The organism is Curtobacterium sp. RM9, assembly GCF_054956955.1.
This window is the reverse complement of sequence record NZ_CM143271.1, coordinates 1,821,618-1,834,425: the sequence shown is the minus strand read 5'-3', so window position 1 is coordinate 1,834,425 and position 12,808 is coordinate 1,821,618. Positions and strand designations below refer to the sequence as shown.

Below are 12,808 nucleotides of genomic sequence, written 5' to 3'. Positions count from 1 at the left end.
GCGCGGAGGGTGGTCGCCGTCGTCCAGTGGAGCGCTGGTGGCGCGGGACGCGGTGTCGACCAACCTACTCGGCACCTCCGTGCAGACCCGGGACGAACCACCGGACCGACGTCGAACCAGCGTGGGGGCCTGGTTCGACGCCGGGTCCGTGGCCCGACGGGGTGTGCTGGTGACGCTCCCGCGTCAGGAACCGGTCGTCGGCGCCGGGGTGGGGGTGCCTCGGTCGGTCGGGGCTGCGGGCGGGGTGGGAGCGGAGTCGTCCTTGCCGTCCTTGCCGTCCTTGCCGTCCTTGCCGTCGGCGTGCGGCACGGGCGGGGCCGGCGGCGTCGGGGCGGATCCGTCGGCGGGTCCCGAGCCGCCGGGAGCCGGCAGGGCGACACACCCCGGGGCCGTTCCGGCAGCGGGTCCAGCGGGGGCCTTCCCGTCGGTCGGGGCCTTGCCGTCCGCGGGGCCCTTGCCGTCCGCCGGCGCCTTGCCGTCCGCCGGGCCGCCGGAGGGAGCACCCGACGGGGCTCCGGTGGGCGTGCCACTCGGTGCACCGCTCGGCGCGCCGGACGGTGCCGCCGCGGGCGTCGTCCCCGCACCGTCAGCCACCGCCGCGGTCACTCCGAGACCGCCGAGCAGCAGTGCGGCAGCCGCGGCCGATCCGATCCCGATGCGGCGGAGGGTGCGGCGGCGGTGGTCGTGTCGTTCGTCCTGCATGGTGTGTCTCCTTCGTCTGGCCGGACCCGGGCGGTCCGGCGACGAGGACGACGGTCGAGCTCGAATCTGAAGCAGGACTGAAGCACAGGGGATCTCCAGTCCGTTCCATGCTCCGTGATGGCGGAGCCGACCTACGGTGTCCGCCGTGACCGCACCCGCACGTATCCTCGTGGTCGAGGACGACGACTCCCTCCGCGCCGCCGTCGCGACGACCCTCCGTGCCGAGGGGTGGCTCGTGACCGAGGCTCCCGACGGCCGCGACATCGCCGCCGTGCTGGACCGGTGTGCGCCCGACCTCGTCCTGCTCGACTGGATGCTCCCCGGACCGAGCGGCATCCTGCTCGCCGCCCGCATCCGGGCGCGGTCGGACGCCGCCGTCGTGATGACGACCGCGCGCGACGAGCTCGACGACCGGCTCCGCGGGTTCGCCGAGGGCGCCGACGACTACGTCGTGAAGCCCTTCGCGATGGCCGAGCTCGTCGCCCGGGTCACCGCCGTCCTCCGACGTCGCGGCCGCGTGCCGTCGGTGATCGAGGTCGGCGACCTCGTGCTCGATCCCGAGGCCGCGACGGTCCGCCGTGCCGGGGTGGCGATCGACCTGACCGCAACCGAGTTCCGGCTGCTGCGCTTCCTCGCGGAGAGCCGTGGCCGCACGGTGTCGAAGGGACAGATCACGACGCAGGTCTGGGGCTACGACGACGTCGCTGCGAACCTCGTCGAGGTCCACCTCAGCGCCCTGCGCCGCAAGATGGAGGTGCACGGGCCCCGGTTGGTGCACACCGTCCGCGGCCTCGGCTACCGGCTCGCGGTCGACCGGGGCGCCGCATGACACCGGCCGACGCGCACCTGCGCACCACGTCCCTCCGCCTCCGCACCGTCGTGGCGATCATCGCGCTGCTCGCGGTGCTGCTCGCCGGGCTCGTCGTCGCCGTCGAGGCGGTCCTCGGCGCCCGGTTGCGGGGTCAGGTCGCGGACCGGCTCCGGGACCGGGCGTCAGCGGCTGCCGCGCTCGTCGGGGTCCTCGACGCCGACGACCTCGCCGACCGGCTCTCCGCACAGGGCCTGTCGGTGCGGATCGTCCAACCGGACGGCGCCGCCGTCGAGGCCGGACCGAGCCCGGCGCAGCTCCGCGCGGGCCCGAAGGACCCGACCGGACTGCCGGGGCCCCCTCGCCCGGAGGCCGAAGCCGACGGCACCGCGGCCGCCACGACCGGGTCCGGCGGCGCGACCGTCGAATCGTCCTCGGTGCGCGAGGACGACGGCGTGCTCACGCTGCGTTCCGACCTCGACGACGGCACGCGGATCACGCTCACCGCCGGCACCCGCGACGTGCAGGACACCCTCGCGCAGCTCGGCTGGGTGATGGGCGGCGCATCGGCGGCCTTCCTCGGCGTCGCGGTCGTCGGCGTCGTGCTCGTCGTCCGACGCTCGCTCCGCCCGCTCGACGAGATGACCCGGACCGCGCGGTCCATCGCCGGCGGGGACCGGGGCCGACGCCTGCGCCCCTCCCGCACCGACACCGAGATCGGCCGGGTCGCGGCTGCCCTCGACGAGATGCTCGACGCCGTCGAGGGTGCGGAGAGCAAGGCGCTCGCGGCCGAGGAGCGGGTCCGCGCGTTCCTGTCCGACGCCGCCCACGAGCTGCGCACCCCCGTCGCCGGTGTCCGAGCGGCGGCCGACACCCTCGTCCGGACGGGCGACGACGACCCGGCCACGCGTGAGGTGCTCGCCGTGCACGTCGTCCAGCAGGCCGACCGTGCGGCGCGCCTCGTCGACGACATGCTCACCATGGCCCGACTCGACCGCGGCTTGGCGCTCGACCGGCGCCGGACCGACCTCGCGGAGTGGTTGCGGACCGAGGCCGAGCGGTTGCAGCTCCGGCTGCCCGGCCTCGACCTCCGGCTCGACCTACCAGGGGGACCGGTGCACGTGGACGTCGATGCCGACCGTCTGGCGCAGGTCGTCGGCAACCTGGTGGACAACGCGGCCCGGGCGACCGGTGGCACCGGGACCGTCCGACTCGCGCTGTCGTCCGGTCCGGACGGGGTGGTGCTCCGCGTCGACGACGACGGGCCCGGCGTCCCCGGCGCGGACCGCGAGCGGGTGTTCGACCGGCTCGTGCGGCTCGAGGCAGCGCGGGACGCGAGGACCGGCGGCGCGGGACTCGGCCTGCCGATCGCGCGGGGGATCGCGTCCGCCCACGGAGGCACCCTCACGTACGCCGACGACGGGCTGCTCGGCGGAGCGGCCTTCGCGCTCCGTCTGCCGCCTCCGGGTGTCGGGGACAGCGCCGTGGGTCGTCACCAGGGGTGCCCTCGTGGCGTGACGACCATGGCGTGCCCGCCCGGCCTGATCGTCCCGGCCGCCGGGCCGTGGGACGCTTGGACGTGATCTCCACCTTCCTCGTCGACCACGCGTCGCTGGTCCCGCTCGGGTTCTGGCTGGCCGTCGTCGTCGCGCTCGGCCTCGGCTGGGTCCTGCACCGCGCCCGGGCCCGTCGGAGCCTGCTCGTCCTCGCCGGGATCGCCCTCGTCGCGCCGCTCGTCCTGACGATGGCACCCGACGGCGCACGCGGTGGTGGTGTCACCTGCACCGTCCAGTTCAGGGTGCCGTTCCAGGGCGTCGAGCCGCTGGCGAACATCGCGCTGCTATTGCCGCTCGCCCTCTTCGCCGGGCTGGCGTCCGGACGCCCCGTGGCGGTGGGGCTCGGCGTGTCCGGACTGTCGGCGCTCCTGGAGGTCGTGCAGGCGCTCGCACCCGCACTCGGGCGCGCGTGCGACACCAACGACTGGCTGATGAACACCGTGGGGGCGGTGATCGGTGCCGCGGGTGCGGCACTCGTGCTGACGCTCGACCGGCGACGCGGGCGGACGGTCGGGAGCGGCGCCGCGACGTGAGGGTGGCGGTGCGCTGCTAGCCTGGTGGTCTCGCGAGTGTGGTGGAACGGTAGACACGGGGCACTCAAAATGCTCTGCCTCACGGCGTGCGGGTTCGAGTCCCGCCACTCGTACGGACAGCAAGACCTCTTGACGGACCGGCAGCCGTCTGTCTAGTAGGCTGCTGGGCGTGAGTGACACAGAAGCAACTGCAACAGCACCCCGTCGCGTCGTCGTCGCCGAGGACGAGTCGCTCATCCGCCTCGACATCGTCGAGATCCTCCGCGACAACGGGTTCGAAGTGGTCGGCGAAGCGGGCGACGGCGAGACCGCCGTGCAGCTCGCCACGGACCTCCGCCCCGACCTCGTCGTGATGGACGTCAAGATGCCGCAGCTCGACGGCATCTCCGCGGCCGAGAAGCTGTCGAAGAACCACATCGCCCCCGTGGTCCTCCTGACGGCCTTCAGCCAGAAGGACCTCGTCGAGCGCGCGACCGAGGCCGGTGCTCTCGCCTACGTCGTGAAGCCCTTCACCCCGAACGACCTGCTCCCCGCGATCGAGATCGCTCTCTCGCGCCACCAGCAGATCATCACGCTCGAGGCCGAGGTCGCGGACCTCGTCGAGCGCTTCGAGACCCGCAAGCTCGTCGACCGCGCCAAGGGCCTGCTCAACGAGAAGATGGGCCTGACCGAGCCCGAGGCGTTCCGTTGGATCCAGAAGGCGTCGATGGACCGCCGGCTGACCATGCACGACGTCGCCAAGGCGATCATCGAGCAGCTGAGCGCCAAGAAGTAGCGCCGCGTCGCTCGCACGAGAGCGCCGTCTCCCTCCGGGGAGGCGGCGCTCTCGCCGTTCCCGCACCGACGCCGGTCTGGAGGCGCGGCGTGCGCCCGCCCCGCCCGGCCACCTGGCAGGGTGGAGCGATGGACGACGTGGTGATCCGTGCCTCCAGACCGGAGGACATGCCGGCGGTGGCCGACCTGCGGTGGCGGTGGAGCGTGCAGGAGGGCGGGGCGGCGCCCGCCGCGACCGCGGACGAGTACCGTGCCGTGATGACCGCCTTCGCTGCGGCCCACCCCGACAGCCACCGGTGCGTCGTCGCGGAACGCGCCGGGCGGGTGCTCGGCATGGCGTGGCTCGGGCTGGTGGCCCGGCCGCCGACACCCGACCGGCCGGCGCTGCGCCTGACCGGCGACGTGCAGACCGTCTACGTCCATCCCGAGCTGCGCGGCGCGGGCGTCGCGGGACGCCTGGTCACGGCGTTGCTCGACGTCGCCGACCGACTCGGGGTCGAACGCACCTCGGTGCACTCGAGCGTGGCGGGGGAGTCCCTCTACCGACGGCTCGGGTTCGGTGACGCCCGACTGCTGCTGCAGCGGCCGCCGGAGGACTGACCGCGGACGGCTCAGCGCCGCGGCGGGAGCTGCTGCAGGGTCCAGGCGTTGCCGTCCGGGTCGGTGAAGAAGACGAACCGGCCCCATGCCATCTCGTCGACACCGACCGCGTCGACGCCGAGGTCCTGCAGGTGTGCGAGGGCCTCGTCGGCGTCCGGCACGACGACCTGGATCGACTTGAGCGACCCCGGGACCACGTCCGGCGACATGATGCCCTGCCCGAAGGCGATGGAGCAGGCGGAGCCGGGCGGGGTCGCCTGGACGAAGCGGACCTCGTCGGACACACGCTGGTCGTGGTCGATCGAGAAGCCGATGCGCTCGTAGAAGTCGCGGGCGCGGTCGACGTCGGCGACCGGCACCATGATGAGTTCGATCTTCCAGTCGGACACGGGCATGGCGGTCACTCCTTCGTGATGTGCCCGTCGGACGGAGGTGTCAGCGGGCGTCGCGGATCATGTTCGTGATGCGGACGGTGGAGCAGCGCCGCCCCTGGTCGTCGGTGAGGACGATCTCGTGCGTGGTGAGGGTGTTGCCGAGGTGCAGCGCCGTGCAGGTGCCGGTGACCAGGCCGCTCGTGGCGCTCCGGGAGTGCGAGGCGTTCAGTTCGATGCCGACGGCGTAGCGGCCGGGGCCGGCGTGCACGTTCGCCGCCATCGACCCGAGGCTCTCGGCCAGGACGACGTACGCGCCGCCGTGCAGGAGCCCGATCGGCTGCCGGTTGCCCTCGACGGGGATCGTGCCGACGGCGTGCTCCGCGGTCATCTCGGTGATGACCATGCCCATCTTCTCGGCGAGTTCACCCGTCCCGCGGAGGGCGATCCTCGGGTCCAGGGCGGTGGTCGCTTCGTCGGTCACGCGGGTCCTTCCGGACGTGTCCGGCCTGTCGGGGGCCGTCGGTAGGCTGTCCGGGTGTCGGACTCCGCAAAGCCTACCCTCATGGTCATCGACGGCCATTCGCTCGCCTTCCGGGCCTTCTACGCGCTGCCGGTCGACAGCTTCGTGAACCGCGAGGGGCAGCACACGAACGCCATCCACGGCTTCATCTCGATGCTGCTCATGCTCCTGCAGCGCGAGAAGCCGACTCACCTCGCGGTCGCGTTCGACATCTCCCGGTTCTCGTTCCGCACGCGTGAGTACGAGGACTACAAGGGCACCCGTTCCGAGACGCCCCCCGAGTTCAAGGGCCAGATCCCGCTCCTGCAGCAGGCGCTCGAGGCGATGGGCATCACCACGGTGACGAAGGAGGACTACGAGGCCGACGACATCCTCGCGACCTTCGCCCGTCAGGGGTCGGAGCAGGGCTACCAGGTGTACGTCGTCTCCGGCGACCGCGACTCGATCCAGCTCGTGAACGACGACGTCACGCTGCTGTACCCGTCGGTCCGCGGCGTCTCGGAGCTCACCCGGTACGACCGCGACAAGGTGTACGAGCGCTACGGCATCGAGCCGCACCAGTACCCCGACATCGCGGCGCTCGTGGGCGAGACGAGCGACAACCTGATCGGCATCGACAAGGTCGGCGAGAAGACCGCGGTGAAGTGGGTCACGGCGTACGGCTCGCTCGACGGCGTGCTCGAGCACGCCGACGAGATCAAGGGCGTCGTCGGCAACAACCTGCGCGAGCAGAAGGACCGGGCCATCCGGAACCGGAAGCTGAACCGGCTCGTGAACGACGTCGAGCTGCCCGTCGGTCCGGCTGACGTCGCGCTCCGTCCGCTCGACGAGCAGGCCGTCCGCGACCTCTTCGCCAAGCTGCAGTTCCGCACACTGCTCGACCGCGTGTTCAAGGTCGCGGGCACCGGCGAGCCGGCCGATGCGTCCGACGCTCCCGGTTCGGTGGACAGCGGCGCGCCCACCCCGCCGCCGGTGCAGACCATCATCGACGAGGAACTCGGCTACTGGCTCGAGCGCAAGGGCGCGAACGACGCCGAGAACGGGTTCGGCGTCACGGTCGAGCTCATCGACGGGCGCCTCAGCGCGATCGGGATCGCGACCCACGACGACGCCGTCTTGGTGCCCGGCGGCAGCGGCGCGAAGGACTACGAGCAGCTCGCCGCGTGGTTCGCCTCCGACGCACCGAAGCACTTCCACGACGCGAAGGCCGCGATCAAGGCGCTGGCGACGGTCGGCATCACGGTCGGCGGCATCGCCGGCGACGCCCGGATCAGCGGGTGGCTGGCGCAGCCCGGCAAGCAGGGGCAGCCGCTCGCCGACCTCGTGTACCAGGAGCTCGGCGAGGAACTCCCGACGGCCGACCCGAACCAGCTCGTCCCGGAGACGGACCCGGTCAACGTCGGGGTGCACGCCTGGTACGTCCTCCGCGTCGACACCGCGCTCCGCGCCCGCATCGACGATTCCTCCCTCCGGGTGCTCGACACGATCGAGCTGCCGCTCGTCCCGGTGCTCGCGGGCATGGAGACCATCGGCGTCGGCATCGACCGCCCGGTGCTCACCGGACTGTCGCACGACCTGGGGGAGCGCGCCGCCGAACTGGCGCAGCAGGCCTTCACGGAGATCGGGCACGAGGTGAACCTCGGTTCGCCGAAGCAGCTGCAGGAGGTCCTGTTCACCGAGCTCGCGATGCCGAAGACCCGGAAGACGAAGACCGGCTTCTCGACCGACGCCGCGAGCCTCGCCGACCTGCAGGAGCAGCACCCGCACCCGTTCCTCGGTCTGCTGCTGCAGCACCGCGACGCCACGAAGCTCCGGCAGATCGTCGACACGCTCGACGCCGCGGTGGTGGACGGCCGCATCCACACCAGCTACGAGCAGACCGGCAGCAGCACCGGTCGCATCTCGTCCACCGACCCGAACCTGCAGAACATCCCGGTGAAGACCGCGGTGGGTCGCCGCGTCCGGTCGGCGTTCGCCGTCGCCGAGCCGTACACGACGCTCATCACGGCCGACTACTCGCAGATCGAGATGCGGATCATGGCGCACCTCTCCGGCGACCCGGGTCTGATCGAGGCCTTCAACGCGGGCGAGGACCTGCACCGCTTCGTCGGCGCGCGGGTGTTCGGCGTCGAGCCGGCCGACGTCAGCCCCGAGATGCGGACCAAGGTCAAGGCGATGTCGTACGGGCTCGCGTACGGCCTCAGCCCGTTCGGCCTGTCGAAGCAGCTCCGGATCGAGCAGTCCGAGGCCCGGACGCTCATGAACGAGTACTTCGCCCGGTTCGGCGCGGTCCGCGACTACCTCCGCGGCGTCGTCGAGCAGGCGCGCGAGGACGGCTACACCGAGACCATCTTCGGTCGTCGTCGCCCGTTCCCGGACCTGAAGAGCCCGAACCGGGTGCTCCGCGAGAACGCGGAACGGGCCGCCCTCAACGCGCCGATCCAGGGGTCCGCGGCGGACATCATGAAGATCGCGATGCTCGGGGTCGCGGCCGACCTGCGCGACGGCGAGCTGGGCTCGCACCTGCTGCTGCAGGTCCACGACGAACTGATCCTCGAGGTCGCTCCGGGGGAGCAGGAGCGCGTCGAGGAGATCCTGCGCACCCGGATGGGCGGCGCGGCCGACCTCAGCGTCCCGCTCGACGTCTCGGTGGGCGTCGGCCCGAACTGGGAGGCCGCGGCGCACTGACGCCGATCGGTCCGGGCAGCACCGCTGTCGGACTGGAGGCGCGGTGCGGGCCCGCACCGCGCCTCCGGTCCGTCCCGGTGCGGGCCGGGCACCGCGTCGTCCACAGGACAGCGTCTCCGGTCCGTCCCGCTGCGGCGGCGTCCACAGGTCCGGTCCGCCGAGACAGGTCCGGACGGCACCTCGGTAGGGTCGGAGCATGAGCGAAGACCGTCCCGTCCGCCAGCCGTCCGCCGTCGACCGGGTCGCCGAGGACTGGGTGACCACCCTCGTCGACCTCGATCCGACCGTCGCCACGTACATCGGCGTGCCGGGCCGGACGGACGGGTACGGCGACACCTCGCCGGCGGGAGCGACCGCAAAGGCCGACGCCGCACGCACCGCCAAGCGCGCGCTCGACGCCGCCGAGGCGGTGGACGACGTCGACCGTGTCACGAAGACCGACCTCGGCGCCGAGCTCGACCTGGTGCTCGAGTCGTACGACCGGAAGCTGCACCTGCGCGACCTCAACGTGATCGCCAGCCCGGCGCAGGAGGTCCGCGACGTCCTCGACCTGATGCCGACCGCGACGGAGACCGACTGGCGCGACGTCGCCGGTCGGCTGCAGGCGCTGCCGGACGCCCTCGAGGGGATCCGCGAGACCCTGCTCGAAGGAACGCGCGAGGACGTGACCCCCGCGAAGCGCCAGGTCGCGCTGATCGCCGAGCAGGCTGCGCGCAACGGCGCCGAGGACGGCTTCTTCGCGCAGTTCGCCGAGGGTGCGACGCTCGACGACGGCACGGCGTTGCCCGAGTCGCTGCGCGCCGACCTCGCCCGCGGGGCCGAGGTCGCGGCGGCCGCCTACCGCTCGTTCGGGCAGTTCCTCGAGCACGAGCTGCTCCCGCTCGCGACCCCGGTCGACGCCGTCGGGCGCGCGGACTACGAGCTGCACTCACGTCGGTTCCTCGGCGCCGCCGTGGACCTCGACGAGACGTACGAGTGGGGCATCGAGGAGCTCGCCCGGATGCGCGAGGAACAGGAGCGCATCGCCGACCGCATCGAGTCCGGTGCGTCGGTCGCCCGCGCCATCGAGGTCCTCGACGCCGATCCGTCCCGCATCCTGCACGGCACCGACGCCCTGCGGCGCTGGATGCAGGAGACGAGCGACGAGTCGATCCGGGCGATGGACGGCAGGTACTTCGACATCGCCGACCCGATCAAGCGCCTCGAGTGCCGGATCGCCCCCACCCAGGAAGGCGGCATCTACTACACCGGGCCGTCCGACGACTTCTCGCGCGCCGGCCGGATGTGGTGGTCGGTGCCGCAGGGCGTGACCGAGTTCGGCACCTGGCGCGAGAAGACGACCGTGTACCACGAGGGCGTCCCCGGCCACCACCTGCAGATCAGCCAGGCCGTCTACAACCGGGGCGAGCTGAACACCTGGCGCCGACAGCTCGCGGGTCCGTCGGGGCACGTCGAGGGCTGGGCGCTGTACGCCGAGCGCCTGATGGAGCAGCTCGGGTTCCTCGACGACGACGGCGACCGCCTCGGCATGCTCGACGGCCAGCGGATGCGCGCTGCCCGCGTCGTGCTCGACATCGGTGTGCACCTGCAGAAGACGAACCCCGACGGCGGCGCCTGGACGTGGGAGTACGCGCTCGACTTCATGGGGCAGAACGTCAACATGGCGCCGGAGTTCGTGCGCTTCGAGGTCGCCCGCTACTTCGGCTGGCCCGGACAGGCGCCGTCGTACAAGGTCGGGCAGCGCGTGTGGGAGTCGATCCGCGACGAGCTCGCCGCCCGCGAGGGCGCGTCCTTCGACCTGAAGTCCTTCCACCACCGGGCGCTCGCGCTCGGCGGCGTCGGCCTCGACACGCTCCGGAGCGCGCTGCTCGGGTGACCTCGTCCACTCCGCGACACGGGCGGACACGCCCGGTTGTGGCGCGCCTCCGGCGTGGGTAGACTCGAGCGGCGCAATCCGCGCCACCAATCACATCGCTGCGACGGCTCGTTCCTGCATCGGGAACGGACCAGGGGGTCGCTCCCTCGCCGTCACGGCCCGACTCATGTCCGTTCGGAGCAATCTCTACATGACAACCACCACGACCAAGGCTCCCAAGCAGGTCGCCATCAACGACATCGGCTCGGCTGATGACTTCCTGGCCGAGGTCGAGAAGACCCTCAAGTTCTTCAACGACGGCGATCTGATCTCCGGAACCGTCGTGAAGATCGACCGCGACGAGGTCCTCCTCGACGTCGGGTACAAGACCGAGGGCGTCATCCCCTCGCGCGAGCTCTCGATCAAGCACGACGTCGACCCCAACGAGGTCGTCCAGGTCGGCGACGAGGTCGAGGCCCTGGTCCTCCAGAAGGAGGACAAGGAAGGCCGCCTCATCCTGTCGAAGAAGCGTGCGCAGTACGAGCGCGCGTGGGGCGACGTCGAGAAGATCAAGGAGTCCGACGGCGTCGTGACCGGCACGGTCATCGAGGTCGTCAAGGGCGGCCTGATCGTCGACATCGGTCTCCGCGGCTTCCTCCCGGCCTCGCTCATCGAGCTGCGTCGCGTCCGCGACCTGACCCCGTACCTGGGCCAGGAGCTCGAGGCGAAGATCCTCGAGCTCGACAAGAACCGCAACAACGTGGTCCTCTCGCGCCGCGCCCTGCTCGAGCAGACGCAGTCCGAGTCGCGCACCACCTTCCTCAACAACCTCCACAAGGGCCAGGTCCGCAAGGGCGTCGTGTCGTCGATCGTCAACTTCGGTGCGTTCGTCGACCTGGGTGGCGTCGACGGTCTCGTCCACGTCTCCGAGCTCTCCTGGAAGCACATCGAGCACGCCAGCGAGGTCGTCGAGGTCGGTCAGGAAGTCACCGTCGAGATCCTCGAGGTGGACCTGGACCGCGAGCGCGTGTCGCTCTCGCTCAAGGCCACGCAGGAGGACCCGTGGCAGGTCTTCGCCCGCACCCACGCGATCGGTCAGATCGCGCCGGGCAAGGTCACGAAGCTCGTGCCGTTCGGTGCCTTCGTCCGCGTTGCCGACGGCATCGAGGGCCTCGTGCACATCTCGGAGCTCTCGAACAAGCACGTCGAGCTCGCCGAGCAGGTCGTGTCCGTCGGTGACGAGGTCTTCGTCAAGATCATCGACATCGACCTCGACCGTCGCCGCATCTCGCTCAGCCTCAAGCAGGCGAACGAGGGCGTGGACCCGGAGGGCACCGAGTTCGACCCGGCGCTCTACGGCATGCCGACGGAGTACGACGAGAAGGGCGACTACAAGTACCCGGACGGCTTCGACCCGGAGACGAACGAGTGGCTCGAGGGCTTCGACACCCAGCGCGAGGAGTGGGAGCGTCAGTACGCTGCCGCCCAGTCCCGCTGGGAGGCCCACAAGGCGCAGGTCGCGAAGACCATCGCCGACGAGGCGCAGGGTGGCTTCGACCTCCCGGCCAGCGCTTCCTCGTCGTCGTCGTCGTCCTTCACGAGCGAGTCGAACGGTCAGGGCACCCTGGCCGACGACGCCTCGCTCGCGGCGCTCCGCGAGAAGCTCAGCTCCTCCAACTGATCGAGCTGATCACCGCCACCGGAAGCCCGGCACCCCTGCGAAGGGGTGCCGGGCTTCCGGCCGTCCGGGGCACGGGCGTCGGTACGCTGGGTCGGTGCAGATCATCGGACTCACAGGCGGCATCGCCGCGGGGAAGTCGACCGTCTCGTCCCGCTGGGCCGAGCGCGGCGCCGTCGTCGTGGACGCGGACCGTCTCGCACGGCAGGCCGTCGCGCCGGGCAGCCCCGGGCTCGCGGCCGTCCGGGAGCGCTTCGGCCCGGACGTGATCGCGGCCGACGGGTCGCTCGACCGTCCGGCCCTCGGCGCGATCGTGTTCGCGGACCCGGCGGCTCGGAAGGACCTCGAGGCCATCACCCATCCCGAGGTGTGGCGCCTGGCGCAGGCGGCGTTCGACGCGGCCGAGGCAGCGGACCCGGATGCGGTCGTGGTCTACGACGTGCCCCTGCTCGCCGAGGCACGGGGGAGCCGGCCGCTCCGGTTCGACGCGGTGGTCGTGGTGGACGCCCCGGCGGCGCAGCGGGTCGAGCGGCTGGTCGAGCACCGGGGGACGGCACGTGACGAGGCCGAGCGGCGCGTGGCGGCGCAGGCCAGCGATGCGGACCGCCTGGCCCTGGCCGACCACGTCGTCGACGCCACGGGGACGCTGGACGAGACGGTCCGGTCGGCGGACGAGGTCTGGGAGCGCATCGTCGCCGGGCGGCGCTGAGCCGTCCCACG

Annotated in this window: 12 protein-coding genes and 1 tRNA gene; 10 read left to right on the top strand and 3 right to left on the bottom strand. The window is 71.9% G+C overall.

From position 1 onward, the window contains the following. Positions 1-183: 183 nt before the first annotated feature. Complete coding sequence (locus tag ACY3FI_RS08720; RefSeq protein WP_462547143.1) at positions 184-702, bottom strand: hypothetical protein; 519 nt, start codon at positions 700-702, stop codon at positions 184-186. Positions 703-847: 145 nt separating this feature from the next. On the opposite strand from ACY3FI_RS08720, the gene ACY3FI_RS08715 reads away from it, so the two are divergent. The 6 genes from ACY3FI_RS08715 (at position 848) to ACY3FI_RS08690 (ending at position 4,973) form a co-directional block, all read left to right on the top strand. After that, positions 848-1,531, top strand: a complete 684-nt coding sequence (locus ACY3FI_RS08715) for a response regulator transcription factor (RefSeq protein ID WP_462547142.1) — start codon at positions 848-850, stop codon at positions 1,529-1,531. Beyond that, complete coding sequence (locus tag ACY3FI_RS08710; protein ID WP_462547141.1) at positions 1,528-3,093, top strand: HAMP domain-containing sensor histidine kinase; 1,566 nt, start codon at positions 1,528-1,530, stop codon at positions 3,091-3,093. The genes ACY3FI_RS08715 and ACY3FI_RS08710 overlap by 4 nt, the downstream gene beginning before the upstream one ends. Then, complete coding sequence (locus ACY3FI_RS08705) at positions 3,090-3,599, top strand: VanZ family protein (protein ID WP_462547140.1); 510 nt, start codon at positions 3,090-3,092, stop codon at positions 3,597-3,599. The genes ACY3FI_RS08710 and ACY3FI_RS08705 overlap by 4 nt, the downstream gene beginning before the upstream one ends. Before the next feature lie 32 nt (positions 3,600-3,631). Then, positions 3,632-3,712 (top strand) — tRNA-Leu (locus ACY3FI_RS08700). Between the two features lie 56 nt (positions 3,713-3,768). Continuing rightward, complete coding sequence (locus ACY3FI_RS08695; RefSeq protein WP_462547139.1) at positions 3,769-4,374, top strand: ANTAR domain-containing response regulator; 606 nt, start codon at positions 3,769-3,771, stop codon at positions 4,372-4,374. Positions 4,375-4,502: 128 nt separating this feature from the next. After that, positions 4,503-4,973 (top strand): GNAT family N-acetyltransferase, encoded by a 471-nt coding sequence (locus ACY3FI_RS08690; RefSeq protein WP_462547138.1) that lies wholly within the window; start codon positions 4,503-4,505, stop codon positions 4,971-4,973. Positions 4,974-4,984: 11 nt separating this feature from the next. On the opposite strand, the gene ACY3FI_RS08685 is transcribed toward ACY3FI_RS08690, so the two are convergent. Both ACY3FI_RS08685 and ACY3FI_RS08680 read right to left on the bottom strand, forming a co-directional pair. Further along, entirely contained in the window at positions 4,985-5,368 is a 384-nt protein-coding gene (locus ACY3FI_RS08685) for a VOC family protein (RefSeq protein ID WP_462547137.1), read from the bottom strand. A 40-nt stretch (positions 5,369-5,408) separates the two neighbouring features. Continuing rightward, positions 5,409-5,756: a PaaI family thioesterase gene (locus ACY3FI_RS08680; RefSeq protein WP_462550331.1), complete on the bottom strand. Its 348-nt coding sequence runs from the start codon at positions 5,754-5,756 to the stop codon at positions 5,409-5,411. Between the two features lie 126 nt (positions 5,757-5,882). On the opposite strand from ACY3FI_RS08680, the gene polA reads away from it, so the two are divergent. The 4 genes from polA to coaE all read left to right on the top strand — a co-directional run bounded on the left by polA (position 5,883) and on the right by coaE (position 12,797). Continuing rightward, complete coding sequence (gene polA / locus ACY3FI_RS08675; RefSeq protein WP_462547136.1) at positions 5,883-8,555, top strand: DNA polymerase I; 2,673 nt, start codon at positions 5,883-5,885, stop codon at positions 8,553-8,555. 196 nt (positions 8,556-8,751) lie between these two features. After that, positions 8,752-10,431, top strand: coding sequence for a DUF885 domain-containing protein (locus ACY3FI_RS08670; RefSeq protein WP_462547135.1), 1,680 nt, complete (start codon positions 8,752-8,754; stop codon positions 10,429-10,431). A gap of 190 nt (positions 10,432-10,621) precedes the next feature. Next, on the top strand, positions 10,622-12,091 hold the full coding sequence (gene rpsA / locus ACY3FI_RS08665) for a 30S ribosomal protein S1 (RefSeq protein WP_462547134.1): 1,470 nt from the start codon (positions 10,622-10,624) through the stop codon (positions 12,089-12,091). 94 nt (positions 12,092-12,185) lie between these two features. Then, entirely contained in the window at positions 12,186-12,797 is a 612-nt protein-coding gene (gene coaE / locus ACY3FI_RS08660) for a dephospho-CoA kinase (RefSeq protein WP_462547133.1), read from the top strand. The last annotated feature ends 11 nt before the right edge of the window (positions 12,798-12,808 follow it).

Coding starts and splice junctions, on each gene's coding strand:
- ACY3FI_RS08670 (WP_462547135.1), top strand. CDS start 8,752: ATGAGCGAAGACCGTCCCGTCCGCCAGCCGTCCGCCGTCGACCGGGTC.
- ACY3FI_RS08680 (WP_462550331.1), bottom strand. CDS start 5,756: ATGGGCATGGTCATCACCGAGATGACCGCGGAGCACGCCGTCGGCACG.
- ACY3FI_RS08710 (WP_462547141.1), top strand. CDS start 1,528: ATGACACCGGCCGACGCGCACCTGCGCACCACGTCCCTCCGCCTCCGC.
- ACY3FI_RS08690 (WP_462547138.1), top strand. CDS start 4,503: ATGGACGACGTGGTGATCCGTGCCTCCAGACCGGAGGACATGCCGGCG.
- ACY3FI_RS08720 (WP_462547143.1), bottom strand. CDS start 702: ATGCAGGACGAACGACACGACCACCGCCGCCGCACCCTCCGCCGCATC.
- ACY3FI_RS08685 (WP_462547137.1), bottom strand. CDS start 5,368: ATGCCCGTGTCCGACTGGAAGATCGAACTCATCATGGTGCCGGTCGCC.
- rpsA (WP_462547134.1), top strand. CDS start 10,622: ATGACAACCACCACGACCAAGGCTCCCAAGCAGGTCGCCATCAACGAC.